At 73.1% G+C, this 24,368-nt stretch carries 20 protein-coding genes and 1 pseudogene; 10 read left to right on the top strand and 11 right to left on the bottom strand.

All coding sequences use genetic code 11. From position 1 onward, the window contains the following. Positions 1-15: 15 nt before the first annotated feature. Both pruA and RM445_RS08590 read left to right on the top strand, forming a co-directional pair. Positions 16-1,656: an L-glutamate gamma-semialdehyde dehydrogenase gene (gene pruA / locus RM445_RS08595; RefSeq protein WP_311555596.1), complete on the top strand. Its 1,641-nt coding sequence runs from the start codon at positions 16-18 to the stop codon at positions 1,654-1,656. 13 nt (positions 1,657-1,669) lie between these two features. Next, entirely contained in the window at positions 1,670-3,520 is a 1,851-nt protein-coding gene (locus tag RM445_RS08590; RefSeq protein ID WP_311555595.1) for an amino acid permease, read from the top strand. A gap of 17 nt (positions 3,521-3,537) precedes the next feature. On the opposite strand, the gene RM445_RS08585 is transcribed toward RM445_RS08590, so the two are convergent. The 6 genes from RM445_RS08585 to RM445_RS08560 form a co-directional block, all read right to left on the bottom strand. Further along, complete coding sequence (locus tag RM445_RS08585) at positions 3,538-4,626, bottom strand: NADH:flavin oxidoreductase/NADH oxidase (protein ID WP_311555594.1); 1,089 nt, start codon at positions 4,624-4,626, stop codon at positions 3,538-3,540. A gap of 35 nt (positions 4,627-4,661) precedes the next feature. Further along, positions 4,662-5,630 (bottom strand): amidohydrolase family protein, encoded by a 969-nt coding sequence (locus RM445_RS08580; protein WP_311555593.1) that lies wholly within the window; start codon positions 5,628-5,630, stop codon positions 4,662-4,664. Next, positions 5,627-6,088, bottom strand: coding sequence for a cupin domain-containing protein (locus RM445_RS08575; protein WP_311555592.1), 462 nt, complete (start codon positions 6,086-6,088; stop codon positions 5,627-5,629). The genes RM445_RS08580 and RM445_RS08575 overlap by 4 nt, the downstream gene beginning before the upstream one ends. 19 nt (positions 6,089-6,107) lie before the next feature. Next, positions 6,108-7,313: an FAD binding domain-containing protein gene (locus tag RM445_RS08570; protein WP_311555591.1), complete on the bottom strand. Its 1,206-nt coding sequence runs from the start codon at positions 7,311-7,313 to the stop codon at positions 6,108-6,110. After that, positions 7,310-8,698, bottom strand: coding sequence for an MFS transporter (locus RM445_RS08565; RefSeq protein WP_311555590.1), 1,389 nt, complete (start codon positions 8,696-8,698; stop codon positions 7,310-7,312). Before RM445_RS08565 ends, RM445_RS08570 begins: the two co-directional genes overlap by 4 nt. Before the next feature lie 72 nt (positions 8,699-8,770). Beyond that, positions 8,771-10,261 (bottom strand): aldehyde dehydrogenase family protein, encoded by a 1,491-nt coding sequence (locus tag RM445_RS08560; RefSeq protein WP_311555589.1) that lies wholly within the window; start codon positions 10,259-10,261, stop codon positions 8,771-8,773. Between the two features lie 125 nt (positions 10,262-10,386). Here RM445_RS08560 and RM445_RS08555 point away from each other — a divergent pair, with 125 nt between their 5' ends. Beyond that, complete coding sequence (locus RM445_RS08555) at positions 10,387-12,132, top strand: helix-turn-helix domain-containing protein (protein ID WP_311555588.1); 1,746 nt, start codon at positions 10,387-10,389, stop codon at positions 12,130-12,132. A 12-nt stretch (positions 12,133-12,144) separates the two neighbouring features. On the opposite strand, the gene RM445_RS08550 is transcribed toward RM445_RS08555, so the two are convergent. Further along, entirely contained in the window at positions 12,145-12,342 is a 198-nt protein-coding gene (locus RM445_RS08550) for a hypothetical protein (RefSeq protein ID WP_311555587.1), read from the bottom strand. A 161-nt stretch (positions 12,343-12,503) separates the two neighbouring features. Here RM445_RS08550 and RM445_RS08545 point away from each other — a divergent pair, with 161 nt between their 5' ends. From RM445_RS08545 to RM445_RS08535, 3 genes are all read left to right on the top strand, one after another. Further along, complete coding sequence (locus RM445_RS08545; protein WP_311555586.1) at positions 12,504-13,370, top strand: aldo/keto reductase family oxidoreductase; 867 nt, start codon at positions 12,504-12,506, stop codon at positions 13,368-13,370. Positions 13,371-13,379: 9 nt separating this feature from the next. Further along, positions 13,380-14,195 carry an MBL fold metallo-hydrolase gene (locus RM445_RS08540; protein ID WP_311555585.1) on the top strand — a complete coding sequence of 272 codons (816 nt, stop codon included), beginning with the start codon at positions 13,380-13,382 and terminating at the stop codon, positions 14,193-14,195. An 81-nt stretch (positions 14,196-14,276) separates the two neighbouring features. Next, positions 14,277-14,903 (top strand): maleylpyruvate isomerase family mycothiol-dependent enzyme, encoded by a 627-nt coding sequence (locus RM445_RS08535; protein ID WP_311555584.1) that lies wholly within the window; start codon positions 14,277-14,279, stop codon positions 14,901-14,903. 14 nt (positions 14,904-14,917) lie between these two features. On the opposite strand, the gene RM445_RS08530 is transcribed toward RM445_RS08535, so the two are convergent. Beyond that, positions 14,918-15,829 carry a MerR family transcriptional regulator gene (locus tag RM445_RS08530; RefSeq protein ID WP_311555583.1) on the bottom strand — a complete coding sequence of 304 codons (912 nt, stop codon included), beginning with the start codon at positions 15,827-15,829 and terminating at the stop codon, positions 14,918-14,920. A 187-nt stretch (positions 15,830-16,016) separates the two neighbouring features. Here RM445_RS08530 and RM445_RS08525 point away from each other — a divergent pair, with 187 nt between their 5' ends. Continuing rightward, complete coding sequence (locus RM445_RS08525; RefSeq protein WP_311555582.1) at positions 16,017-16,955, top strand: sensor histidine kinase; 939 nt, start codon at positions 16,017-16,019, stop codon at positions 16,953-16,955. On the opposite strand, the gene RM445_RS08520 is transcribed toward RM445_RS08525, so the two are convergent. Together RM445_RS08520 and RM445_RS08515 are read right to left on the bottom strand one after the other, a co-directional pair. Continuing rightward, the gene (locus RM445_RS08520) at positions 16,940-17,677 is read right to left on the bottom strand and encodes a lipoate--protein ligase family protein (RefSeq protein WP_311555581.1); all 738 of its coding nucleotides are present in this window, start codon (positions 17,675-17,677) and stop codon (positions 16,940-16,942) included. The genes RM445_RS08525 and RM445_RS08520 overlap by 16 nt on opposite strands. A 41-nt stretch (positions 17,678-17,718) precedes the next feature. Further along, complete coding sequence (locus RM445_RS08515; RefSeq protein ID WP_311555580.1) at positions 17,719-17,919, bottom strand: hypothetical protein; 201 nt, start codon at positions 17,917-17,919, stop codon at positions 17,719-17,721. Between the two features lie 373 nt (positions 17,920-18,292). Here RM445_RS08515 and RM445_RS08510 point away from each other — a divergent pair, with 373 nt between their 5' ends. Continuing rightward, entirely contained in the window at positions 18,293-19,168 is an 876-nt protein-coding gene (locus tag RM445_RS08510; protein ID WP_311555579.1) for an alpha/beta fold hydrolase, read from the top strand. Positions 19,169-19,263: 95 nt separating this feature from the next. Next, the gene (gene glgX / locus RM445_RS08505) at positions 19,264-21,390 is read left to right on the top strand and encodes a glycogen debranching protein GlgX (RefSeq protein WP_311555755.1); all 2,127 of its coding nucleotides are present in this window, start codon (positions 19,264-19,266) and stop codon (positions 21,388-21,390) included. On the opposite strand, the gene RM445_RS08500 is transcribed toward glgX, so the two are convergent. Then, a complete protein-coding gene (locus RM445_RS08500) occupies positions 21,384-23,228 on the bottom strand; it encodes a SpoIIE family protein phosphatase (protein ID WP_311555578.1) in 1,845 nt (614 codons plus the stop codon). The genes glgX and RM445_RS08500 overlap by 7 nt on opposite strands. Positions 23,229-23,452: 224 nt before the next feature. Here RM445_RS08500 and RM445_RS08495 point away from each other — a divergent pair. Next, positions 23,453-24,364, top strand: a pseudogene (locus tag RM445_RS08495) (RNA polymerase sigma factor); the annotation flags it as partial. Positions 24,365-24,368 lie beyond the last annotated feature (4 nt).

The following is a 24,368-nucleotide window of genomic DNA, read 5'->3' as shown; positions in this document are numbered from 1 at the left end:
GGAAGGACACCTCACGTGGACGCCGTCACCATCGTTCCGGAGCCGGCGAACGAGCCGGTGCACACCTACGCTCCCGGCTCGCCCGAGCGCGCCTCGCTGCAGTCCCGCCTCGCGGAGCTGCGCGGCGAGGACGTCGAGCTGACGCAGACCATCGGCGGCCGCCGCCGGATGGCCGGTGGCGAGCGCTTCGCCGTCGTCGAACCGCACCGGCACTCCTCGGTGCTCGGCACCTCCGCCAACGCCACCGACGCCGACGTGGCCGAGGCCGTTGCCGCCGCGAAGGCCGCCGCGCCCGCGTGGGCGGCCCTGCCCTTCGACGAGCGTGCCGCCGTGTTCCTGCGTGCCGCGGACCTGCTCGCCGGGCCCTGGCGCGACACGCTCAACGCCGCCACGATGCTGGGCCAGTCCAAATCGGTGCAGCAGGCAGAGATCGACGCCGCGTGCGAGCTGATCGACTTCCTGCGGTTCAACGTGCACTACGCCCGCCGCGTCATCGCCGAGCAGCCGCGCTCGGCGCCCGGCGAGTGGAACCGGATGGACTGGCGGCCGCTCGACGGCTTCGTCACCGCCATCACCCCGTTCAACTTCACGGCCATCGCGGGGAACCTGCCCACGGTGCCCGCGCTCATGGGCAACACGGTGGTCTGGAAGCCGACCCCCACCCAGCAGGTCGCCGCGCACCACACCATGCGGCTGCTCGAGGCCGCGGGCCTGCCCGCCGGCGTGATCAACATGGTCACCGGCGACGGGCTCGCCGTCTCCCGCGTCGCCCTGACCGACCCGGACATGGCCGGCCTGCACTTCACCGGGTCGTCGGCGACCTTCAAGACCCTCTGGCGCACGGTCGCGGACAACCTCGACCGGTACCGCAGCTACCCGCGCATCGTCGGCGAGACCGGCGGCAAGGACTTCGTCGTCGTCCACCCGTCGGCGGACCCCGCGCCGCTGACCACCGCGCTCGTCCGCGGCGCGTTCGAGTACCAGGGCCAGAAGTGCTCGGCCGCCTCCCGCGCCTACATCCCGCGCAGCATCTGGCAGGGCGGGCTGCGCGAGGAGCTGGCCGACGTCACCCGCTCGTTGCGCTACGGCGACGTCACGGACCTGACCAACTTCGGCGGCGCCGTGATCGACGCCCGCGCGTTCGACCGGCACCGCACGGCGCTGGACCGGGCCAAGCAGGTGCCCTCGCTGGAGATCCTCGCGGGCGGTGGCACCGACGACAGCGAGGGCTGGTTCGTCGAGCCCACCGTCCTGGTCGGCACCGACCCTGCCGACGAGGCGTTCGCCACCGAGTACTTCGGCCCGATCCTCGCCGTGCACGTCTACGACGACACGGACCCCTCGGCGTATGCCGCGACGCTCGACCTCGTCGACCGCACCAGCCCGTACGCGCTGACCGGCGCCGTCTTCGCGACGGACCGGGCCGCGGTCGAGCAGGCCCACCGCGCGCTGCGGCACGCCGCGGGCAACTTCTACGTCAACGACCGGCCCACCGGCTCGATCGTCTCCCGGCAGCCCTTCGGGGGCAGCCGGGCGTCGGGCACCAACGACAAGGCCGGCTCGATGCTCAACGTCCAGCGCTGGACAAGTCCTCGGGCGATCAAGGAGACCTTCGACGCGCCCGTCGGTCACACCTACCCGCACCAGATCTCCTGAGAGGAGACGGGTCATGGCGAATGCGCCGGACGCGGAACTGCACAAGGGCTTGAAGCAGCGCCACCTGACGATGATCGCGATCGGGGGTGTCATCGGGGCCGGGCTGTTCGTCGGCTCCGGCGCGGTGATCAACGAAGTCGGCCCCGCCGCCTTCCTCACCTACGCGGTCACCGGCGTGCTCATCGTCATGGTGATGCGGATGCTGGGGGAGATGGCCACGGCGAACCCGTCGACGGGCTCGTTCGCGGACTACGCCCGCAAGGCCCTCGGCGGGTGGGCGGGCTTCTCCGTCGGCTGGCTGTACTGGTACTTCTGGGTCATCGTCGTCGGGTTCGAAGCGGTCGCCGGGGCGAAGCTCCTGACCCGCTGGATCGAGGCGCCGCTGTGGCTTCTCGCCCTCGGGCTGATGATCCTGATGACCGCGACGAACCTGTTCTCGGTCAAGTCGTACGGCGAGTTCGAGTACTGGTTCGCGGGCATCAAGGTCCTCGCGATCATCATCTTCCTCGCGCTCGGCAGCCTCTTCGTGATCGGGCTCTGGCCCGGGCGCGACGCGGACTTCTCGAACCTGACCGCGCACGGCGGGTTCCTGCCCAACGGCCCAGGCGCGATCTTCTCCGGCATCGTCGTGGTCATCTTCTCGATGGTCGGGGCCGAGATCGCCACGATCGCGGCCGCCGAGTCGAACGACCCGGGACGGGCCATCGCGAAGGCGACGAACTCCGTGGTCCTGCGTATCGCGCTCTTCTACGTCGGCTCGATCTTCCTGCTCGCGGTGATGCTGCCGTGGAACTCCACCGAGCTCGGCGACTCGCCCTACGTGAGCGCCTTCGAGGTGATGGGGATCCCCTACGCCGCCGACATCATGAACGCGGTCGTGCTCACCGCAGTGCTGTCGTGCCTCAACTCCGGGCTCTACACGGCGTCGCGGATGCTGTTCGTGCTGGCGGCCCGGCGCGAGGCCCCGATCAGGCTCATCACGGTCAACGGTCGCGGCGTGCCGGTGTCGGCGATCCTGCTGTCCACGGTGGTCGGCTTCCTCTGCGTGATCGCCGCCTACATCTCGCCCGACACCGTGTTCCTGTTCCTGCTGAACTCCTCGGGCGCGATCATCCTGTTCGTCTACCTGATCATCGCCGTGTCGCAGTACGTCCTGCGGCGCCGGACGCCCGAGGCGAAGCTGCAGGTGAAGATGTGGGCCTTCCCCTTCCTCACCCTGCTGACCATCGCCGCCATCGTGGGCGTGCTCATCTCGATGGGGGTCGGGGAGGACACGCGCTCGCAGCTGGTGCTGAGCCTGGTGTCGCTCGTCGTGGTGGTGCTCGTGTACCTGGTCGTCGCCCGGCGGAACCGGAACGTGCCCGCCGAGGCGTCCGCCGCCGAGCGCCTGGCGGCCGCGGCACCCCACCGGGTGCTGATCGTGGCCAACGAGACCGTGGGTGCCGACGACCTGCTCACCGAGATCCGGCGGTTCGCCACGGACCGCGACGCGGAGTTCTTCGTCTGCGTGCCGGCCAACCCGGTCGACACCGGCCAGGCCGAGCACAAGGGCGCGGTGTACCTGTGGGAGGCGACCCGGCGGGCCGCGCAGGAGCGGTTGGACACCACGCTGGAGATCCTGCGCAGTGACGGCCTGCAGGCCGACGGCGCGGTGGGCGACTACCGCCCGATGGTGGCCATGGACGAGGCCGTCGACCGGTTCCGGCCGGACGCCATCGTCATCTCCACGCACCCGGCGGGCGAGTCGGCGTGGCTGCGCGACGACCTCGTGGAGCGGGCCGCGAAGAAGTACCCGATGCCGGTGGAGCACGTCGTGTCGCACGCCCCGGCCGGGGTGGGGGACGGGACGACCACCGCGACCTGACCCCGCATCGGTGCCGGTCAGGCCCGGCCCGACGGCGCCGCCCGCAGGTAGGGGACCGGGTAGAGGTCGCGGACCCCCTGCGGCTCCAGCTCCGCGGCCGCGCGGAGCGGCCACGACGGGTCGCGCAGCGCCTCCCGCGCGAGCAGCACGACGTCCGCGGAACCGTCGGCGAGGATCCCCTCCGCCTGGTGCGTCTCCGTGATCAGCCCGACCGCGCCGATCGGCACGCCGCTCTTCTCGCGCACGTGCCGGGCGAAGGGCACCTGGTAGCCGGGACCGACGGTGATCTGCTGGGCCGGGTCCAGGCCGCCGGAGGAGACGTCGACCAGGTCGACGCCGCGCTCGCGCAGCAGCGCTGCCAGGTCTGCCGTCTCCTCGAGCGTCCACCCGTCGTCGACCCAGTCCGACGCCGAGAGCCGCACGAGCACCGGCCGGTCCCCCGGCCAGGCGGCGCGCACGGCGTCGACGACCTCCAGCAGGAGCCGGACCCGGTTGTCGAACGACCCGCCGTAGGCGTCGGTCCGCCGGTTCGCCAGCGGCGACAGGAACTGGTGCAGCAGGTAACCGTGCCCGGCGTGGATCTCGACGACGTCGAACCCGGCGGTCTCCGCGCGACCGGCTGCGGCGCCGAACGCCGCGACGATCCCGACGAGGTCGTCCGCGGTGGCCGCACGGGGTGTCGCGTAGCCCTCGTAGGCCAGGGCCGACGGCCCGACGGCCTCCCAGCCGCCGCCGGTCACCGGGACCGATCCGCGGCCCAGCCCGGGCGCGTACGTCGAGGCCTTGCGGCCCGCGTGGCCGAGCTGGACGCCGATCGGGGTGCCCTGGGCGTGCACGAAGTCGACGATCCGGGTCCAACCGGCCACCTGCGCGTCGTTCCACAGTCCGGTGTCCTGCGGGCTGATCCGGGCGTCCGGCGAGACGGCGGTGGACTCGGTCAGGATCAGGCCGAACCCGCCGAGCGCCCGCGCGCCGAGGTGGACGAGATGCCAGTCGGTCGGCACCCCGTCGGCGTCCGGAACGCTGTACTGGCACATCGGCGAGAGCCACGCGCGGTTGGGGACGGTCAGGCCGCGGAGGGTGAGCGGGGTGAACAGGTGCGACATCGCAGGTTCCTTAGCTGTGGGTCGGGCGCGGTGTGTCAGGCGCCGAGGAACGCCCGCGCGTTCGCGGTGATCGTCTCAGCGTCGGCGCCGTGGCTCGTGGCGAACCCGACCGGGTCGGCCTGGGCCATGTCGAACGGGTGGTCGCTGCCGCAGAGGAGGCGGTCCTTGCCGGCGTGGGCGACGAGCAGGCGCAGGGCCTCGGGGTCGTGGGTGACGGTGTCGACGTACAGCTCCCCGAACGTCTCGCTCGGCGGCCGCGTCGAGCTCCGCCGGACGTCGGCGCGCGTGCGCCAGCCGTGGTCCCACCGGCCGAGCAGGCCCGGCGCGCAGCCACCGCCGTGCACGAAGCAGATCCGCAGGTCGGGAAGCTGCTCCTGGACTCCGCCGAGCAGAACAGCGGCGATCGCGGTCGCGGTCTCGACCGGGTTGCCGACGAGGTTCGCCAGGTAGTGGTCGGCCCACTCGGGGCGGGGCAGCTGCATCGGGTGGACGAGCACGGCGAGGTCGAGCGCGGCGGCGTCGGCCAGCACATGCCGTAGCGGGCCGCGATCCAGGGACGCGCCCGCCACCAGAGGTGGGATCGCGACCCCGGAGATCCCGGGCGTCGCAGCGAGCCGCTCCAACTGGACGCGGGCGGTGCCGGGGTCGTCGAGCACCACGGTCCCGAGCCCGACGACGGTGCCCTCGGCGCCGCCGACGACCTCGCCGAGCGCCTCGTTGAAGGCGTCGACGTAGTCCGGCGCACCGCCCGCGACCGGGAAGGCGAAGGGCGGCGCGGACAGCACCCGGACACCGAGGCCCGACGCCGCCATGTCGGCGCGGATCGCGGCGACGTCGCTCATCGCGCGGGTCGGCACCGACAGCGGGACCTCGCCCAGGTGCAGCTCGCCGTCACGGTCGTGCAGCGGGCCGTAGGGCGCCCCCGGCGGGAGGTCGAACAGCGCCTCCGGGAGCCAGTGGGCGTGGACGTCGACCACGCCCGCGGCGAGCGGCAGGCCGATCACGCCCGTGGCCCGTCGGACAGGGGCAGCGGGGCGTTGGCGCCGTCGAGGTGCTCGACGGTGGTGAAGACCAGCGGCCCGTCGCCGACGTTCTCGATGTCGTGCAGCAGGTACTCACCCGGCCCGAAGGTGAAGTGCCGGGTCTCGCCCGCGGAGTACGACACCTCGCGGGTGGTGCCGTCGCTCGTGTGCTGGCTGCTGCGGCCGGCGTTGACCGCCGTCCAGAAGTAGTCGAGGACGTGCCGGTGGGCGTGCCAGCGCTCGCCGGGAGCGAGCCGGATCTCCCACACCCGGACGCGGTCGTTCGCGCTGAGCAGCCGGGAGCCGACCTGCCCGTCGTGGGCGTGGGCCGCGAACTCCGCACGCAGCTCGGGGGTCCAGCCGTCGAAGTCGGTGGCGACGAGCGTCCCGGCCAGGGGCAGGTCGCTCAGGAAGGTCAGGTCGGACGCGGTGTCGGTCATGTCGTCTCTCCTCGCGGGGTCAGCGGCCGGGGCCGTAGAGGCCGAAGCGCAGGCTCGGGTCGCCGGGGACCCAGGTGTTGCGGAACTGCGAGCGCTCGCCCATGTCGACGACGCGGTCGAGCAGGCGCGAGCTCAGCTCCAGCTGGGCGGGCTCCCACTTGCGCAGGGCCGCCGCGACGTCGCCGTCGGCCTCGTCCAGCGCGGCCGACAGCGCCCAGGCGTCGGCCGCGGCCTTGGCGGTGCCCGCTGCGGCGTGCGGGCGGGCGCCGCAGGCGGCGTCGCCGATCAGCGCGACCCGGCCGTCGGCCATCCGGGACGACCGCACGTCCTGCACGACCTGCACGTACGGCGTGGCGGTCGCGGTGACGACCTCGGCCGCGGCCGGCGCCAGCATCCGGGAGGCGGCCTCACGCATCTCGTCGACGTAGCGGTCCTGCACCTGACCGGGGTGCAGCGAGACCTTCCCGGGGATGCCACGCTTGTCGATGAGCATCTCCGAGAGCTCCGGGCCGGCGGGCACGTTGCGGTACCAGACGTAGTTCATCAGGCGGTCGCCCGGCTCCGTCCCGCTGCGCCCGGCGCCGGCCTCGCCCGGGATCGGGTAGAGCGTGATGTGCGAGTGCGGCACGACGCTGTAGGAGATGGCGTTGCCGAGCAGCTCGCGGGTGCCGTCGCTGAGCTCGTGCTCGGGGACGGTCCCGCGCCAGCCGACGTAGCCGGAGTAGATGAGCTGCGCGGTCGGGTCGAGGCGCTCGCGGGCCGTCGAGGTGATGCCGTCGGCGAAGACGACGAGGTCCGCGGTCACCGTGCGGCCGCTGACGAAGCGCACGGTCGCGCCGCGCTCGTCCTGGTCGAAGCCGCAGGCGAACTCGCCGAGGTGATAGTCGGCGGTGCCGAAGTCGGCGAGCAGCGCACGGTAGAAGGTGCCCCACGACGTGTAGGTCCACGTGCGCTGGTCCCGGTCGATCACGTGGTTGTCGGTGTCGAGGTACTGGACCCACTCGGTGCTGGTGTGCAGCGACTGGGGCTGCTGGCTGCTGCGCTCGGTGAACCAGCGCACCGTGTCGGGCTGCAGCACGATCCCGCCGCCGCGCCCGTCCAGCGGAGTGGGGGTGCGCTCGAAGACCTGCACGGAGAAGCCCAGGTCGCGCAGCAGGAGTGCCGCGGTCAGCCCGCCGATCGAGCCGCCGATCACGGCAGCCGTCGCTCCGTCGTACCTGCTCATGCCCGTGCCTCCTCGGTGATCGTGCCGGTGGTGGTCGCGACGGCCGGGTCGGTCGGCAGGGCCTCGCCGCGGGTCTCGGGGGCGAAAAGCAGCCCCAGCGCGCCGAGCATCCCGACGGCGACGACGCAGGTGGTGGCCAGCCCGAGGTCCCCGCCGAACCAGGAAGCGGCGATCACGCCGGCCACCAGCGGGCCGCAGGCGGTGATGTAGCGGCCGATGCCGTTGTAGAGGGCGATGCCGGTGGCGCGGACGCTGGGCGGGAACAGCTCCGGCCCGTAGACCAGGATCCCCGACAGCGCCCCGTAGAGCCCGAACCCGGCGATCGGGATGACGGCCAGGAACTGGCCGTAGGTGTGCGGGAACGGGAACAGGTAGGCCACGGTGGCGGCGGACACCGCGAAACTGATCGCGAAGGCCTTCCGCCTGCCCACGGCGTCGGCGAGGAAACCCCAGGTCGCGTAGCCGAGGATGCCGCCGGCGTTGAAGAGCATCGACGCGACGGCGACGCGGCCGTTGGCGACCTCCGGCGACAGGGATGCGGCGGCCGCGGCCTGGCGGATGATCTGCGGGTACCAGGTGGAGACGCTCCAGAAGGCGACCAGCGAACCCGTCGCGAGCGCGGTCCCGACCAGCGTGCGGTGCAGCAGCGGCGGGCTGAGCAGCCGGCGCAGGACGAAGCGGTCCTCGTCGACGGTCTGGCCCCGCTCCCGGCGGTCCCGGCGGGCGGCGATGGTGTCGGTGATCTCCGCCGGCTCCGGGACGTGGCGGCGGATGAACCACACCAGGAGGGCGGGTGCCACGGCGATGCCCATCATCAGCCGCCAGCCGTTCCCGCCGAGCACGGCGTAGGCCAGCGCGGCGAGGAAGAAGCCCAGGGCGTAGCCCGACATCATCACCCCGCACGCCCGGGCCCGGTAGCGGTTGCGCCAGACCTCGGCGACGAGCGCCGCGCCGACCGGAGCCTCGACTCCGGAGCCGAGCCCTGCGATGAACCGGAGCACGCCCAGCTGCCACCAGGTGTCGGCGAACGCGGCGAGGGCGGTGAAGATCGCGTAGGTGGCGATGCCGACCGACAGCACGCGGACCCGGCCGAAGTAGTCGGCGAGGATCCCGAACAGGATGCCGCCGGTGCCCCAGCCGAAGAGGAACAGGGCGACGGTGAGGCCGCCGTAGAGCCCGATGCTGCCGCCGTTCACGGCGATGCCGCTGTGCGGGAGCAGCTCGGTCATGGCCGGGCCGAGGACCAGGGCGTAGAGGCTGCCGGCGAACCCGTCGAGGGCCCAGCCCATCGTGGTGCCGAGCAGCACCAGCCACTGCGTCTTCGTGATCTCGGCGCGCCAGGTGCCGGGCGCCGGCCCGGCGGGGGTGGAGGCGGAGGCGGACATGGACGGTCCCTTCGTCGGGGTCGTCGTGCGGAAAGGTCGTGCCGGGAGGCGGAGAGAGGGGAGGGGTCGGGCTCAGTTCAGGCGGCCGGGCGCGGCCGACCCGTACCAGTCGGCGTCGTCGGCGGCGGTGCGCACGACCACGGTCTTGACCCACGTGAAGTCGTCGAAGCTCTCGGTGCCGGCGTCGCGGCCGGTCCCGGACTCCTTGACCCCGCCCCAGGGCAGCGAGGGCTCGAGCCGGTGGTGGTCGTTCACCCAGACCATCCCGGCGGTGATGCGGTCGGCGACGCGGTGGGCGCGGGCGACGTCGCGGGTCCAGAGCCCGGCCCCGAGGCCGAACCGGTTGTCGTTGGCCTTCGCGACGGCGTCGTCCTCGTCGTCAAACGGGACGACGACCGCGACCGGACCGAAGATCTCCTCCTGCGCGGCCCGCATGTCGTTGGTCGCGTCGGTGAGCACGGTCGGCTGCACGTAGAAGCCGTCGCACAGCGGTGCGGGCAGCTCCGGGGCGCCGCCGCCGGCCGCCACCCGGGCCCCCTCCGCCACGCCGACGCCGATCATCCGCAGCACCCGGTCCCGGGCGACGGCGTTGACCAGGGGGCCCAGCTGCGTCGCCGGGTCCGAGGGGTCGCCGATCCGGATGGCCGTGGCCCGCGCCGCGAGGGCCTCGACGAACGCGTCGTGGATCCCGCGCTGGACGAGGAAGCGCGAGCCGGCGACGCACGACTGCCCGGCGGCGACGAACGCGGCGAAGGCGGCGCCCTCGGCGGCGGCGCGCGGGTCGACGTCGTCGAAGACGACGACCGGGGTCTTGCCGCCCAGCTCGGCGGTGACCCGCGCGAACCGGGCCGCGGTCGCGACCGCGGCGGCGCGGCCCGCCTCGGTGCCGCCGGTGAGGGTGATCTTGGCGATGTCCGGGTGGTGCGTGAGCGCCTCGCCGACGTCGCGGCCGCCGGTCACGACGTTCACGACGCCGTCGGGCACGCCGGCCTCACGCAGGATCTCCAGGAGGGCGAGGGTGGACAGCGGCGTCGTCTCCGACGGCTTGACCACCACGGTGTTGCCGGTCGCGAGCGCCGCCGACAGGCTGCGCGCGAGGATCAACAGCGGGTGGTTGAACGGGGTGATGATCCCGCAGACGCCCAGCGGCGCGCGACGCTGGTAGGTGAGGTACGGCCCGTCGCCGGGAAGCACGGCGTCGCGCTGCGCCGCCAGCAGTCCCGCGTTGTACCGGAACCATTCGGGCACCCGCGAGAGCTGCGCGCGCGTCTCGGTGATCGGGCGTCCGTTGTTGCGGGTCTCCAGGCGGAACAGCCGCTCGGCGGCGTCCTCGATGGCGTCGGCGGCGCGCAGCAGGAGCCGGGCCCGCGCGCTGCGGGTCAGCGTGGGCCACGGGCCGCCGTCGAACGCGGCGCGAGCGGTGCGCACCGCCTCGTCGACCTCGGCGAGGGTGCTGTCGGGCACCGTGGCGATCACCGCGCCGGTAGCGGGGTCGAGGACCGGGCGCTCGTGCGCCCGGGCCGAGCCCGGAACCGTTTCGGGGGACGTGCTCGTCAGCGTCATCGCTTCTGCCCTCTCGACCTCATCCAGCGGGGTGCAAATCGAGTGTGGCGACGGCCCGCACGCTTCTCCATGTCCGTGGAGACACACTTCGACCAGTTCCATGTCCGCCGTGACACCATGGACGGGTGGCTGAGACCCTCCCCGACCTGCGGCAGTGGCTGGACGCCGTCCGCACGTTGACCGCCGTCGTGAACTCCGGTCAGGGGCTGCGCGACGTCCTCGGTCTCGTCGCCGAGACCGCCCGATCGCTGCTGCACCTGGACTTCTGCGGCGTTCTCGTGCCCGATGCGGACGGGCACAACCTCGTCATCACAGGCTGGAGCGGGCTGACCGCGGAGTACGTCGCCCGGGTGAACTCGGACCGGCCCGTGCGTCTGGAGGTCGACGCCCGCGGGGGCGCGCCGTCGAGCCGCGCGTACCGGTCCGGGCGACCGGTGGCCGTCACCGACATCTCCCAGGAGCAGGGCTTCATCTGGGGCGGCGTCGCGGCGGAGCAGGGCTACCGCTCGATGCTCTCGGTGCCGCTGATCGCCGGGTCGGCGGCGCTCGGCACTCTCAACAGCTACCACCGGGAGGTGCACGACTTCACGGCCGACGAGGTCGACCGGTTGATGCTGCTCGCCGACCACGCCGCGATCGCGCTCACCTCGGCGCGGATGCTCGACGACCTGCGCCGCCAGCACGAGCTGGTGACGCGGTCGGAACAGATCCACGAACGGCTGCTGCGGGTCGCGCTGCGCGCGGGCGGGGTCGACGGCATCGCCGCCGCCGCGTCGGAGCTGCTGGCCCGCCCGGTGCTGGTCGAGGACGCCCGGGGTGAGGTGCTCGCCCACGCCGGCCCGCTCGCCGCGCTGCCCTCGGCCGAGGTCCGCAGGGCGGTGCCCGTGGACGAGGTGGAGCCCGGCGACCGGCTGGTCCGCGAGTGCGGCGACCACGTCGTCGTCCGCGTGGTGCTCTCCGGTTCCGTGACCGCCCGGCTCTGGCTCCCGCGCGGCGCCGAGCCGCTGCGCCCGCTGGACGAGCGCGCCCTCGAGCACGCCTCGATCGTGCTGGCGCTGGAGCTCTTCCGGCTGCGGACCGCGGCGGAGGTCGAGCAACGACTGCGCGGCGAGCTGCTGGCCGACGTCCTGGGCGGCGCGGATCCGGCGTCACGACCGGTGCGGGAACGCGCCGAGCTGCTCGGGCACGACCTGTCGCGACCGCACGTCGCCCTGGTCGCCCGGACCGTTCCGGACGCGGCCGCGCCGGTAGCCGCCACGGCACAGCGGGCGCTGGACGCGGTGGTGCGGCTGGCGGGTCGGGACGTGCCGCGGCCGCTGGTGGGCACGCATCAGGGTGCGATCGTCGCATTGTGGCCGGTCGCGCCGGAGCGGGCGCGGACCGTCGCCGACGGGGTGCGCAGGGCGCTGGTGTCGGTGCCCGGGATCGCCGGGGCGACGGTCGCGGCGGCGCCGGCCGCGGAGGGGAACCTCGTACGGGCCCACCGGACCGCCCGGGGCGCGGCGGCTGTCGCCGAGCGGACCGCACGCACCGGCACGGTCGTCACGCTCGACGACCTCGGCGTCGCAGGCCTGCTGCTGCAGCTCGACGACGCCGAGCAGCTGGTCGCCTTCGCCGACCGGACCGTGGGTCCGGTGCGGCGGCACGACCGGGAGCGCGGCACGGCGCTGCTGCACACCCTGCGCACGCATCTCGACGGCGGACTCGACCGGGCCGAGACGGCCCGGCGGCTCACGGTGCACCCGAACACGGTCGGGCAGCGCCTGCGCCGGATCGAGACCGTCGCCGGGCTGGACCTGTCGCGAGCGGCGACGGTCGTCGACGTGGCGGCGGCGCTGGTCCTGCTGGACGTGGCCGGCGCGCTGCCCTGAGCTGCGGGCCCGTCAGGCGTTGCTCAGGTCGGCGACCGGCCGGCCCTCGACCGCGTTGGCGAGCTGGGGCACCAGCACGTCGAGGGCGTAGAGCAGCGCGTCGGGTCCGCTGTAGGACAGCGCCCCCGACAGCGGCGAGTCGAAGGTCGTGTAGAGCGTGCGGCCGTCGCGCACCACGGCCAGCCGGGAGAACACGGGGGAGGCGGCCATCTGCTGCGCGGTGGCGCCGCTGACGAACAGGATGTCGCGGTCGAGCAGCGACAGTGTTTCGCCGAGGATGGCAGTGCCCGGCGACCCGACGATCCTGGTACCGCCAGTCCCAGGAAGAGCGGGGCCCTGCCCCGCGGCGCCGTATCGGCGATCATGTGTACATGGCAACCACTGATCTCCCCGGAGGCACCTACGACGTCGGGGATCTCGAGCTCACCCGGGTCGGCTACGGGGCGATGCAGCTCGCCGGACCCGGCGTGTTCGGGCCGCCGAAGGACCACGACGCCGCGATAGCCGTGCTGCGCACGGCCGTCGAGCTCGGCATCACCCACATCGACACGGCCGACTTCTACGGCCCGCACGTCACCAACGAGATCATCCGCGAGGCGCTCGCGCCCTACCCGGACGACCTGCACATCGTCACGAAGGTCGGCGCGCGGCGCGATGCGGAGGGCGGCTGGCCGCACGCCCGGACGCCCACGGAGCTGCAGGAGCAGGTGCACGACAACCTGCGCCGCCTCGGGCTCGACGTGCTCGACGTCGTCAACCTGCGCGTCGGTGGGTTCGACGCCCCCGAGCCGGGCTCGCTCGCGGAGCAGTTCGAGGCCCTCGCCGAGCTGCAGCAGCAGGGGCTGATCCGGCACCTCGGCGTCAGCACGGTGAACGCGGAGCAGATCGCGGAGGCGCAGTCGATAGCGCCCGTCGTCTGCGTGCAGAACCTCTACAACCTCGCCCGCCGCGACGACGACGCCCTCATCGACTCACTCGCCGCGCAGGGGATCGCGTACGTGCCGTACTTCCCGCTCGGCGGCTTCTCGCCGCTGCAGTCCGACGCCCTGGAGGCGGTCGCGAAACGGCTCGACGCGACACCGATGGCGGTGGCACTGGCCTGGCTGCTGCAGCGGTCGCCGAACGTCCTGCTGATTCCCGGGACGTCCTCGGTGGCGCACCTGCGCGAGAACGTCGCGGGCGCGGGGCTGACTCTGCCCGCCGACGCACTGGCGGAGCTCGACGCGATCGGCGGCTGAGGAGGAAGCATGGGCTTCTGGATCTGCGCGACCTGCGCGGTCGAACACGCGGAGCGCGTCGAGGTCTGCGCAATCTGCGCCGACGAGCGGCAGTGGGTGCCCGCCGAGGGGCAGCGGTGGACCACCCTCGAGGAACTGGCCGCCGAGGGGCGCAAGGTGGAGGTGGCCGAGCTCGAGCCCGACCTGTTCGGGATCACGGCCACGCCGAAGGCCGGGATCGGGCAGACGGCCAAGCTGGTGCGCACGCCGTCGGGGAACCTGCTGTGGGATCCGATCGGCTTCGTCGACGCGGAGGGCGTGGCCCGGGTCCGCGAGCTCGGCGGCGCCGCGGCGATCGTCGCGAGCCACCCGCACATGTTCGGCGTCCAGGTGGAGTGGAGCAGGGCCCTCGGCGGTGTCCCCGTGTTCGTCGCCGAGGCCGACCGGGAGTGGGTGGCGCGACCGGACCCGGTCATCGAGACGTGGTCCGGCACCGTCGAGGTCCTGCCTGGCATCACCCTGACCCAGCCGGGCGGCCACTTCCCCGGCAGCGCTGTCGCGCACTGGTCGGCCGGCGCCGACGGCCGGGGTGTGCTGCTCAGCGGCGACACCGTGTTCGCCAACGCGGACCGCACCTCCGTCGCGTTCCTGCGCAGCTACCCCAACCACATCCCGCTCTCCGCCGCCGTGGTCGAGCGCGTCACCCGCGCTCTCGAGGAGTTCGCGTTCGACCGGCTCTACGGCAACTTCGCCATCCGGATCGACGCCGACGCCCGGGCCGTCGTACGTCGGTCCGCGGACAGGCACATCGGCTGGGTGCGCGGGGACTTCGACCACCTCACGTAGCCCCGTGACTCGTCGGCTCGGTGGCGACGGGTCACGGCACTAGGGTCCGGGGCGACACCGTCCAGCACCGAGGAGGCCGTCGTGGACCGGGACGCCATCGTGGCTGCGGTCGAGGCCGAGCGGCGCGACCTCGCCGACCTGCTCGACCGGCTCGCGCCCGCCGACTGGGACGCCGAGTCGCTCTGCGCGAACTGGACGGTCCGTGACGTCGTCGCCCACCTGACCCTGGTCACCCGCCTGTCGAAGCCGGCTGCGGTGCTCGGCGTGCTGCGCGCCCGCGGCGACATCAACAAGATGATCGGCGACGCGGCCCGCCGCCGCGCCGCGGAGTTCACGCCCGCGGAGCTCGTCGCGCAACTCCGGGCGACGGCCGGCTCCGCGCGCCGCCCCCTCGGTGCCCAGCCGCCGGACCCGCTCGTCGACATCCTCGTCCACGGCCAGGACATCGCGCGCCCGCTGGGCCGCGACCGACCGATGCCGCCCGAGCGTGTGCAGCCGGCGCTCCAGCACGTGTGGAGCAGCAGCTTCTACGGCGCGCGCAAGCGCTTCGCGGGCCTGCGGTTCGTCGCGACAGACGTGGACTGGTCGGCGGGGGAGGGCGCCGAGGTCCGGGGTCCGAGCGGCGAGCTGCTGCTCCTCCTCACCGGTCGTTCGGCCGGCCTCGACGGTCCGGGCGCCGCCGAGGCCGCGGCCCGGCTGAAGACCTGAGGACCGTCGAGCCGTCAGCGCGCGACGGAGCGCCGACGACCCCGTGTCGTGAACCGTGTCCGACTGACGACCTCACCGACGACCTCCAGGGCGCCGGCGAGGTCGTCGACCCTCCGGACGTCCGCGGGTAGTGCGGCACCGGCCCAGCCCGGGCCCGCAGCCACGACGCGGCCGGTTGGCGGCAGCGCGGTGAGCATGCCGGGATCGACGAGCTCGGGAAGCAGCGCGAGCAGCACGACGACGGCGGGCCGGCTGTGCTGGACCGCGCGGACCAGCGTGTCGGTCGGTGTCGCCGCGCCGAGCAGGGTGGTGGCGACCCCGCGCTGACCCAGTGCCGCCGCGAGGGCGACGAGCGGGAGGTCGTGTTCCTCGACCGGCACGCAGGCCAGCAGCACCGCGGGCGGCCCGGGAAGGTCGGTCGAGGCCGCCGCACCGAGGGCGGCCGCCGCGACGTGGGAGAGCAGGTGCTCGACCGCCACCCCGTGCGGCAGCTCGCTCCACCGCTCGCCCACGGTCCGCAGTGCCGGCCGGATCACCTCCTCCCAGGTCCGCTCCACGGGATGGGCCGCGAGGTGGTCGCGGAGCAGCGCGCGGCACGACGGGCCGTCGAGGTCGAGGGCGGCCGCCGCGAGCAGGTGGGCCACCGGGTCCGCCTCGGCGGGCAGGTCGAGGTCGTGCTCGGCGGGGACGAGGACGACCCGCACGGCTTCCGCGGTCGCCAGGCCCTGGCCGACGAGCTGTTGCACGGCGCGGAGCCGGGCGACGTCGAGCGGGCTGTAGCGACGGTGACCGCCGGGGGACGACCGGCTGGCGCCGAGCCCGTAGCGACGCTGCCAGGCCCGCAGGGTCGCGGTGGTCAGTCCGGTCAGCCGCGCCACCTCGGAGATGGGGAGCGCGACCGGCTGCTCGCCGCTGGTCACCGGCATGGGCTCATCTTGGCGCCACGGTGATCGCGGGCGGTCCGGGGGTCGTCATGAACTTCGACGAAAGCTGGACAGCACACGATGGGACCTCAGTACACTTCCGGGCCGGGTGCGAAGTGCTGACCGCGTGACCGGTGCCGGAGGGGTGCATCGGGCGCGGCGGTCGGCACCCGCCGGCGAAGGATGTGGAATGGGTCTGCGCACCGCTGCGAACGTCGACGAGGCGTTCGTCCACCCCGCCCTGTTCTACCAAGGGCCCTGGGAGTACCTGTCCGAGACGATCCCGTTCATCCGGGAGGGTCTGGCCAGGGACGAGCCCGTGGCGGTGGCCGTGCCCCAGTCCCGGCTCGAGTTGCTGCGCGCCGCGCTCGGCGACCTCGTGGCGCGCGTGCGGCTCGTCGACATGAGCGTGGCGGGCCGGAACCCGGGCCGGATCATCGCCGAGGTGCTGGGCGCGGCCGTCGACGCCCATCCCGACAAGCATGTGCGGGTGATCGGTGAGCCGATCTGGCCGGAGCGCTCCGACCTGGAGTACCCGGCCTGCGTCCAGCACGAGGCGCTGATCAACCTCGCGTTCGCCGGGCGCTCCGCCACGATCCTTTGCCCCTACGACGTCGCGAATCTCGACCCGGTGATCATCGCGGACGCCGCGGTCACCCACCCGACGCTGCTGCAGTCGGGGACGTCGTTCCCGAGCCCGGGCTACGCGCCCGACCGCATCGTGGCGGAGCACAACTGCGCGCTGCCGGAGCCGGCCGACGCCACCGTGATCGCCTTCGACGCCGCGCACCTGCGCAGCGCCCGCCGCTCGTCCGTCGACTACGCGGAGCGGGCCGGGCTGGCGGCCGAGCGCGTCGACGACGTGCTGTTGGCGGTGGGGGAGATGGCCGCGAACAGCGTGCGGCACGGCGGCGGCTCCGGCGTCCTGCGCCTGTGGACCGACGCGGCCCACGTCGTCTGTGAGGTCGCCGACGCGGGTGTGATCGACGATCCGCTCGTCGGCCGCCGTCCGGCCGCACCCGGCCAGCTCAGCGGCCGCGGCCTGTTGATGGTCAACCACCTCGCGGACCTGGTGCGGATGCACACCACGTCCGAGGGGACCGTCGTGCGCGCCTACTTCCGGACGTAGGGCCCGGGCGTCGCCTCGTCGTCGACAAGGCCCGGGAGCAGTTCGCCCAGCTCGGGCAGCAGGGCGCGCTCGACGTCGGACACGGCGATCCCGGGCACGTGGTCGGCGACGCACCCGACGGACGCGGGCCGCCAGTCCATGCCCAACGCCGCGTAGGCGTCCACCAGCACCTCCCGCACCGGCTCGGGATCGGTCACCAACACCACGATGCTGAACAGGTACCCGTACCGGGTGATGCGCTGGGCCGTACCGACGATCTTCGTCGCACCGCCGGCGTTCACGCTGAACTCCCCGGGGCAGTACTCCCCGGGAACCGGCCCGAGCTGAGCCGGGACCCCCAGCGTCCGCAGCCCCGCGGCGACGCGCTCGCCGAGCACGGCGAACCGTTCCCGGTAGTCGCCACGCGCCTGCCCGTGGCGGGCGACGAGATCGAGCACCAGGGCGCCCTCGTGATAGGCGGCGAGTCGGCCACCCGCCGGCCGGATCACCGGCGCGAACCCGTGCGTCCGCGCCGCCTCCTCGGCCGCCGGGAAGCCTGCAGCCAACGAGTCGAGCCGGCTGAACGCGGCCGTGGGGCGGGGGCTGTGCAGCCGGAGCCGCCCCGGGACGTCGGGGTCGGCGAAGTCGGCGAGCAGCTGCGGCGACAGGTCCATGTCCTGCTGCGGCGTGGTCGAGCCGTCGCGGACGACGCGCACCGGCGCGTCCCCGAACGGTCCCGTCACGCCCGCAGCATCGCACGGCGGGCCCGGGCGCCCGTCCTGGCTCAGTGCAGCGGCGGCTCGTCGGTCCGCAGGTCGTCGAGCCGGAGTCCGAGCATCTCCAGGAGCTCGCGGCAGTCCTGCGCGTCCGTCGAGTGCTGGGCGACCGTGCGTGCCGTCCGGGCGTTCTGTGCGGCTTCCCGCGTTCTCACGCCTTCGAGCCGGATCTCCCGCTCTCCGAGTCCGTGGCCGACGTGGACAGGCATGTTCCAGCTCATGAACGACCGTCCTGGGTGGATGCGACGGCGGGTACGGGGTGACCGAAACCTGACGGCATGTCGGCGCTCCCGTCCCCGGCCGGCGAGCCGCCCGGTGTGGGTGGCCGAGAACGACGCCGCGTGAATGCGACGTCGGGGTGCCCTCGACGGGCTGACTCTACGCCAGCAGGTGCCCTCCTACGGGAGTTTCCCCGGAGGAAGTGCGCGCCACCCGGCGCGTCCACCCACGGGATGACACCCGGAATGACAAAGGTCACCGTCTGTGTCGGACACCGGACCGAGGGCAAATCCTCGGTGACGTGGAGAACGCCGGCGCAGATCCCCTTCGCCGACTCCGACACCGGACGGGTGAGCAGACCTCATGACGACATCGTCGACGAACCTCGACCGCAATCAGTCGCGGACGACCTCAGGGGCCTCGCGGCTCGCCTTCGACCGCACCGGGCAGGGGGAGCCCCTGGTCCTCCTGCACGGCCAGGGCTTCGACCGCCGATCCTTCGATCCCGTCGTCCCGTTGCTGGCCGCCGAGCGCGACGTCATCGCGGTGGACCTGCCCGGCCACGGGGAGTCGCCGCGTCAGCCGAAGGGTGCCGGGAACGCGCCGCGCGACCTGGCGGCCGCCGTCGGCGAGCTGCTCGACGAACTCGGGCTGGCGACCGCGCACATCGCCGGGAACAGCAGCGGCGGCTGGGCGGCACTGGAGCTCGGCAAGGCCGGCCGCGCCCGGACCGTCACCGCCCTCGCTCCGGCCGGGCTCTGGCGCAAGTCCGGCGCGCCGCTGCACATCCGTGGCGGAATGCGGCAGGCTCGTCTCTCTGCCAAGGTCATCAACCGGATCTTCCCGAACGCCCCGCGGACCCGGCCCGGCCGGGCCTTCGCCGCGATGCAGGTGTCCGGCCACCCGTTCCAGGTGCCCTACGAGCCCGCACGGGACACCGTCGATGCCATGGCCTCGGCTCCCGGTTTCCGGGAGACGCTGCGCAGCCTGGAGAAGGAGCGGTTCACCGACGGCGCCGCGATCACCGTGCCGGTGACAGTCGCGTTCGGGACACGCGACCGGGTGCTGCTGCCGGGGGTGGCGCGCCACCGCGACCAGCTGCCCGACCAGACGCGCTGGGTGCGGCTGCGCGGGTGCGGGCACGTCCCGATGGTCGACGACCCGGAGGCGACCGCCGCGCTGCTCCTGCAGGCGAGCGACCCGGCCACCGCGCCCGGTCTGGGCAAGCCCGTGCGCTGACGTCCGGCGGGTCGGTCTCCTGTGGAGCGGCGCCCTGATCGGTGGTAGGGAGACAGCAACCGTGCAGGTGGCGCGGGCTGACGGAGGGTGTCGTGCTGCACATCTGGCCCGGGTCCGCGTACCCGCTGGGAGCGTCCTTCGACGGCGGAGGCACCAACTTCGCGATCTTCTCCGAGGTCGCCGAGCGGATCGAGCTGTGCCTGTTCGACGACGACGGCCCGGGCATGAAGACCACCGAGACGCGGGTCGACCTGCCCGAGCGCAACGGGCTCGTGTGGCACGGCTACCTGCCCCGGATCGGGCCCGGGCAGCGCTACGGCTACCGGGTGCACGGCCCCTACCAGCCCGAGGCGGGCCTGCGGTGCAACCCGGCGAAGCTGCTGCTCGACCCGTACGCCAAGGCCGTCGACGGCCGGATCGCGTGGGACGAGGCGCTGTTCTCCTACCGGTTCGGCGATCCGACCTCCCGCAACGACGCCGACTCGGCGCCGTTCGCGATGACGTCGGTGGTGACGAACCCGTTCTTCGACTGGAGTGACGACCGGCCCCCGCGGATCCCCTACAACGAGACGGTCATCTACGAAGCGCACGTCAAAGGGATGACGATGCGCCACCCCGGGATCCCCGACGACGTCCAGGGCACGTACGCCGGCCTGGCGCACCCGGTGATGATCCGGCACCTGCGCAACCTCGGGGTTACCGCAGTCGAACTGATGCCGGTGCACCAGTTCGTGCACGACTCGACGCTGGTCGAGCGGGGACTGTCGAACTACTGGGGCTACAACACGATCGGCTTCTTCGCCCCGCACAACGACTACGCCTGCTTCGGCACGCGGGGCGAGCAGGTGCTCGAGTTCAAGACCATGGTCCGGACACTGCACCGGGCGGGCATCGAGGTCATCCTCGATGTCGTCTACAACCACACCGCCGAGGGCAACCACCTCGGCCCGACCCTGTCGTTCCGCGGCATCGACAACCAGGCCTACTACCGGCTGGTCCCCGGCGACCCGCAGCACTACTACGACACCACCGGCACCGGCAACAGCTTCAACGTCCGCCACCACGAGTCCCTTCGCCTGATCATGGACTCGTTGCGGTACTGGGTCACCGAGATGCACGTCGACGGTTTCCGGTTCGACCTCGCGTCCGCGCTGGCCCGGGAGTTCCACTCGGTGGACCGGCTGGCCGCGTTCTTCGACCTGGTGAACCAGGACCCGATCGTCAGCCAGGTCAAGCTCATCGCGGAGCCGTGGGACGTCGGCGAGGGCGGCTACCAGGTGGGCGGCTTTCCGCCGCTGTGGACCGAGTGGAACGGCCGCTACCGCGACACCGTCCGCGACTTCTGGCGCGGCGAGCCCGCGAGCCTCGGGGAGTTCGCCTCACGGTTCACCGGCAGCTCCGACCTGTACGAGGCCGACGGCCGCCGCCCCCTCGCCTCGATCAACTTCGTGACCGCCCACGACGGTTTCACCCTGCACGACCTGGTCTCCTACAACGAGAAGCACAACGAGGCGAACGGCGAGGGCAACCGCGACGGCGAGAGCCACAACCGCTCGTGGAACCACGGCGCCGAGGGGCCGACCGACGACAGCGAGATCCGCATCCTGCGCGAGCGGCAGAAGCGCAACTTCATCGCGACGCTCCTGCTGTCACAGGGCGTGCCGATGATCGCCCACGGCGACGAGCTGGGCCGCACGCAGCAGGGCAACAACAACGTCTACTGCCAGGACGACGAGCTCAGCTGGATCGACTGGGCCGACGCCCGGGAGAACGAGGTGCTCACCGAGTTCACGGCGCGCCTCGTCGCGATGCGGCAGGCGCACCCGGTCTTCCGCCGGCAGCGGTTCTTCCAGAGCCGTGCGATCCGGGGCTCGAGCATCAACGACATCGCCTGGCTGCGCCCGGACGGGCAGCAGATGAGCGACGACGACTGGAACGGCGGCCGGGCGCAGAGCCTGGCCATCTTCCTCAACGGCGAGGGCATCCCGGATCGCGACGAGGTCGGCGAGCGGGTGATCGACGACTCCTTCCTGCTGCTGGTCAACGCCTCGCCGCACCAGATGACCTTCACCTTGCCCGACCAGGACTACGGGCGCGTCTGGGAGGTCGTCGTCGACACCGCGGACCCGCTGCTCGCCCACGCCCGCCGCCGTGCGTCCGGACCGGGCGAACGCCAGCGCGTCCCGGGCCGGACGATGCGCGTGCTGCAGCGGCGCTACTGAGGAGCCGGAGCGTCTTCCGGGAAGCGGACGGCGAAGGCGACGACGTCGTCGGGCGAGTCGGGCGCGAGGGTGTCGACGGCGAGGTCGACTAGCTCCGGTGGGGGAAGGTCGCGGTTCTCGGTGAGCAGCTGCCGGAGCCGGTCGGTGCCCTCGTCGAGGTCGCTGCCGCGGCGCTCGACGAGGCCGTCGGTGTAGAGGAAGAGCGTGCTGCCCGGGTCGAGGTCGTGGTGGTGGTCGCGGCGGGGCGAGGCCGCCAGGCGCGGTATCCCGAACAGGATGTCGTGCCCGTCGAGGAGCGTCGCCGAGCCGTCGGGACGGAGCAGGATCGGGGGCGGGTGCCCGGCGTTCGTCCACGTCACGGCCCACCGCTGGTCGGCGCCGCGGTGCAGGTGCGCGAGCAGGGCGGTCCCCATCGCCCGCAGCCCGATGCCGTCCGCGGCGAGCTCGAAAGCGCGGAGCGTGTGCGAGGGCGGCTCGCCGGGGTGGTCCCACGCGGCCTGGCGGAGCATCGAACGGACCTGCCCCATCACGGTCGCCGCGTCGAGGGCGTGGCCGATGACGTCGCCGACCGAGACGGCGAGGACCCGGCCGTCGGGACGGTCGGGATCCGGCATGGGCACGGCGTCGTACCAGTCGCCGCCGACGTACTCACGGGAGTCGGCCGGCTGGTAACGCGCGTACATCGTGAGGCCGGGAACGGCGGGCAGGGTCGTGAGCATCGCCTGCTGCAGTTGATGGGCGGCGCTGTCGCGTTGCTGCAGCCGTCGGGCGCGGTCGAGCGCCTGGGCGGCGTACCCGGCCAAGGTCGTGACGGTCAGCAGCTCCGCCGGATCGAGGCGGCGCGGGGTGTCCCAGCCGAGTGCGAGCGCACCCAGCGGTCCGCCCACGTGCATCAGCGGGACGGCGACGATCGCGTGCAGGTCGAGGTCGCGGATCAGGCGGCGGGCGGCCTCGGGATGGGCGGCGTCGAACCCGGGCCGGTCGTCGTACGCGACGATCCGCCGCTGCCGCACGGCCGTGGCGGTCGGGACCGCCGTGAGCAGGTCGTAGGTCTGCCACGGTCCGGTGTCCTCGACCCCGCGGGGCGCCCGGGCGTCGCGCATCCGGCGCAACCGCCCGTCGTCGTCAAGCAGGGCGAGCCCGACGTACGACGGGCGCAGCTCGGTCTTCACCAGCTCGCTGACCCGTGTCCGCACGTCGTCCACGGTGATGGTCCCGCTGAACGCCTCGGACGCGGCGAGCAGCGCCTGGCTGCGGTCGAACGAGACGCGCAGCCGGTTCTCGAGCCCGTCGCGGTGCCGGCGTTCCTCGCGGGCGGTGAACCGGGACAGTCGGAGCCGTAGTTCGGCACAGCAGGACTCGGCCAGGCCTTGCAGCAGGTCGAGCTGGGCGGCCGTCCACTGCCGCGGCACGCTGTCGATCGCGCACAGCGCGCCCAGGACGTTGCCCTCCTCGTCTGTCAGCGGCATCCCCGCGTAAGCCACCGCACCCAGCTCCTCGACGGCCGGGCTGCCCCGGAGCAGGGGATGCGCGCGGGCGTCCGACACGACCAGCGGCTCGGTCGCGATCACGACGTGCCGGCAGAACGAGTGGCGGATGGAGATGGACCGCGAGGTCGCCCAGGGCTCGGGCAACCCGGCCATCCCGGGGAACACCTGCCGATCCGGTTCGACCAGCGACACGAGGGCGATCGGGACGCCGAGCCACCGGCGGACCCGCTCGGCGACCGCCTGCATCTCCGGGTCGGCCTCGGCGCCCAGCCCGACCCGCGCCAGCGACTGCATCCGGAGCGCGTCGTGCAGCGCTCCTCGTCCGCCCGCGGACGGGACCTCGCTCATGTCACCACCCTCCGACTCCCGCTGTCCGGCTTCAGACGGAGATCAGCCTCACTACAGCGTAGTGTCTACGGCGTAGTGCAACCGGGCGACTGCATGCCTGCCCGGCCTGCGCCACGGCACGGCGATCATGAGGAGGCACCGATGGCTGATCGAGTGGTGTTCCTGCACCCCGCCGTATGACGACACGGCCGCTGCGGGCCGGGGGCCACTCCGGCACCGTGCCCGATCCGGTGCGGGTCTACCTGCGCGAGGTCGGCAGGGTCGCCCTGCTCGACGCGGCGCAGGAGGTCGACCTGGCCAAGCGGATCGAAGCGGGCGTCTTCGCCACCGAACGGCTGCGGTGTGCGGCGGAGTCGGGCGAGGCGCTCAACCCCCGGCTGCGCCGCGACCTGGGCCTGATCGCCGCCGACGGGAGCCGGGCAAGGAACCACCTCCTGGAGGCCAACCTGCGGCTGGTGGTGTCGCTGGCCAAGCGCTACACGGGACGTGGCCTCGGCTTCCTCGACCTGATCCAGGAGGGCAACATCGGCCTGGTGCGCGCGGTCGAGAAGTTCGACTACGCCCAGGGCTACAAGTTCTCGACGTACGCGACGTGGTGGATCCGCCAGGCCCTCGGCCGGGCCCTCGCCGACCAGTCACGGACGATCCGCATCCCGGTCCACGTCGGCGAGCTGATCACCCGGCTGCATCGCGCCCGGCGCACCCTGCTCCAGGAGCTCGGCCGCGAGGCGACGCCGCAGGAACTGGCCGTGGCGATCGACGTCACCGAGGACAGGGTGACGGAGATCCAGCGGTACGGACGCGAGCCGGTGTCGCTCGACGAACCGCTCGGCGAAGAGGGCGACACGCGGCTCGGTGATCTCATCGAGGACAGCGGGGCCGCGAGTGCGTTCGCCTCGGTGGACCTGACGTTGCTGCAGGCCGAGCTGCGGAGCGTGCTGGCGACGCTGTCCGACAGGGAGGCCGGGGTGATCCGGCTGCGGTTCGGGCTCACCGACGGCCGGCCCCGCACGCTCGACGAGATCGGCCGGACCTACGGGGTCACGCGCGAGCGGATCCGGCAGATCGAGACGAAGACGATGACGAAGCTGCGCCACCCGGCCCGGTCGCAGGTACTGCGGAGCTACGTCGAGTAGCGCG

This window comes from Pseudonocardia charpentierae, assembly GCF_031845345.1.
GTDB lineage: Bacteria > Actinomycetota > Actinomycetes > Mycobacteriales > Pseudonocardiaceae > Pseudonocardia > Pseudonocardia charpentierae.
The sequence above is the reverse complement of the archived record's forward strand: the minus strand, read 5'-3'. Positions and strand labels throughout refer to the sequence as shown.

What these genes read in the sequence shown, in the direction of transcription:
- RM445_RS08545 (WP_311555586.1), top strand. Translation starts at nt 12,504, where the DNA reads ATGGCAACCACTGATCTCCCCGGAGGCACCTACGACGTCGGGGATCTC.
- RM445_RS08500 (WP_311555578.1), bottom strand. Translation starts at nt 23,228, where the DNA reads ATGAGCGAGGTCCCGTCCGCGGGCGGACGAGGAGCGCTGCACGACGCG.
- RM445_RS08590 (WP_311555595.1), top strand. Translation starts at nt 1,670, where the DNA reads ATGGCGAATGCGCCGGACGCGGAACTGCACAAGGGCTTGAAGCAGCGC.
- RM445_RS08530 (WP_311555583.1), bottom strand. Translation starts at nt 15,829, where the DNA reads ATGCCGGTGACCAGCGGCGAGCAGCCGGTCGCGCTCCCCATCTCCGAG.
- RM445_RS08540 (WP_311555585.1), top strand. Translation starts at nt 13,380, where the DNA reads ATGGGCTTCTGGATCTGCGCGACCTGCGCGGTCGAACACGCGGAGCGC.
- RM445_RS08515 (WP_311555580.1), bottom strand. Translation starts at nt 17,919, where the DNA reads ATGCCTGTCCACGTCGGCCACGGACTCGGAGAGCGGGAGATCCGGCTC.
- RM445_RS08575 (WP_311555592.1), bottom strand. Translation starts at nt 6,088, where the DNA reads ATGACCGACACCGCGTCCGACCTGACCTTCCTGAGCGACCTGCCCCTG.
- RM445_RS08525 (WP_311555582.1), top strand. Translation starts at nt 16,017, where the DNA reads ATGGGTCTGCGCACCGCTGCGAACGTCGACGAGGCGTTCGTCCACCCC.
- RM445_RS08510 (WP_311555579.1), top strand. Translation starts at nt 18,293, where the DNA reads ATGACGACATCGTCGACGAACCTCGACCGCAATCAGTCGCGGACGACC.
- RM445_RS08570 (WP_311555591.1), bottom strand. Translation starts at nt 7,313, where the DNA reads ATGAGCAGGTACGACGGAGCGACGGCTGCCGTGATCGGCGGCTCGATC.
- RM445_RS08560 (WP_311555589.1), bottom strand. Translation starts at nt 10,261, where the DNA reads ATGACGCTGACGAGCACGTCCCCCGAAACGGTTCCGGGCTCGGCCCGG.
- RM445_RS08585 (WP_311555594.1), bottom strand. Translation starts at nt 4,626, where the DNA reads ATGTCGCACCTGTTCACCCCGCTCACCCTCCGCGGCCTGACCGTCCCC.
- RM445_RS08565 (WP_311555590.1), bottom strand. Translation starts at nt 8,698, where the DNA reads ATGTCCGCCTCCGCCTCCACCCCCGCCGGGCCGGCGCCCGGCACCTGG.
- RM445_RS08550 (WP_311555587.1), bottom strand. Translation starts at nt 12,342, where the DNA reads ATGGCCGCCTCCCCCGTGTTCTCCCGGCTGGCCGTGGTGCGCGACGGC.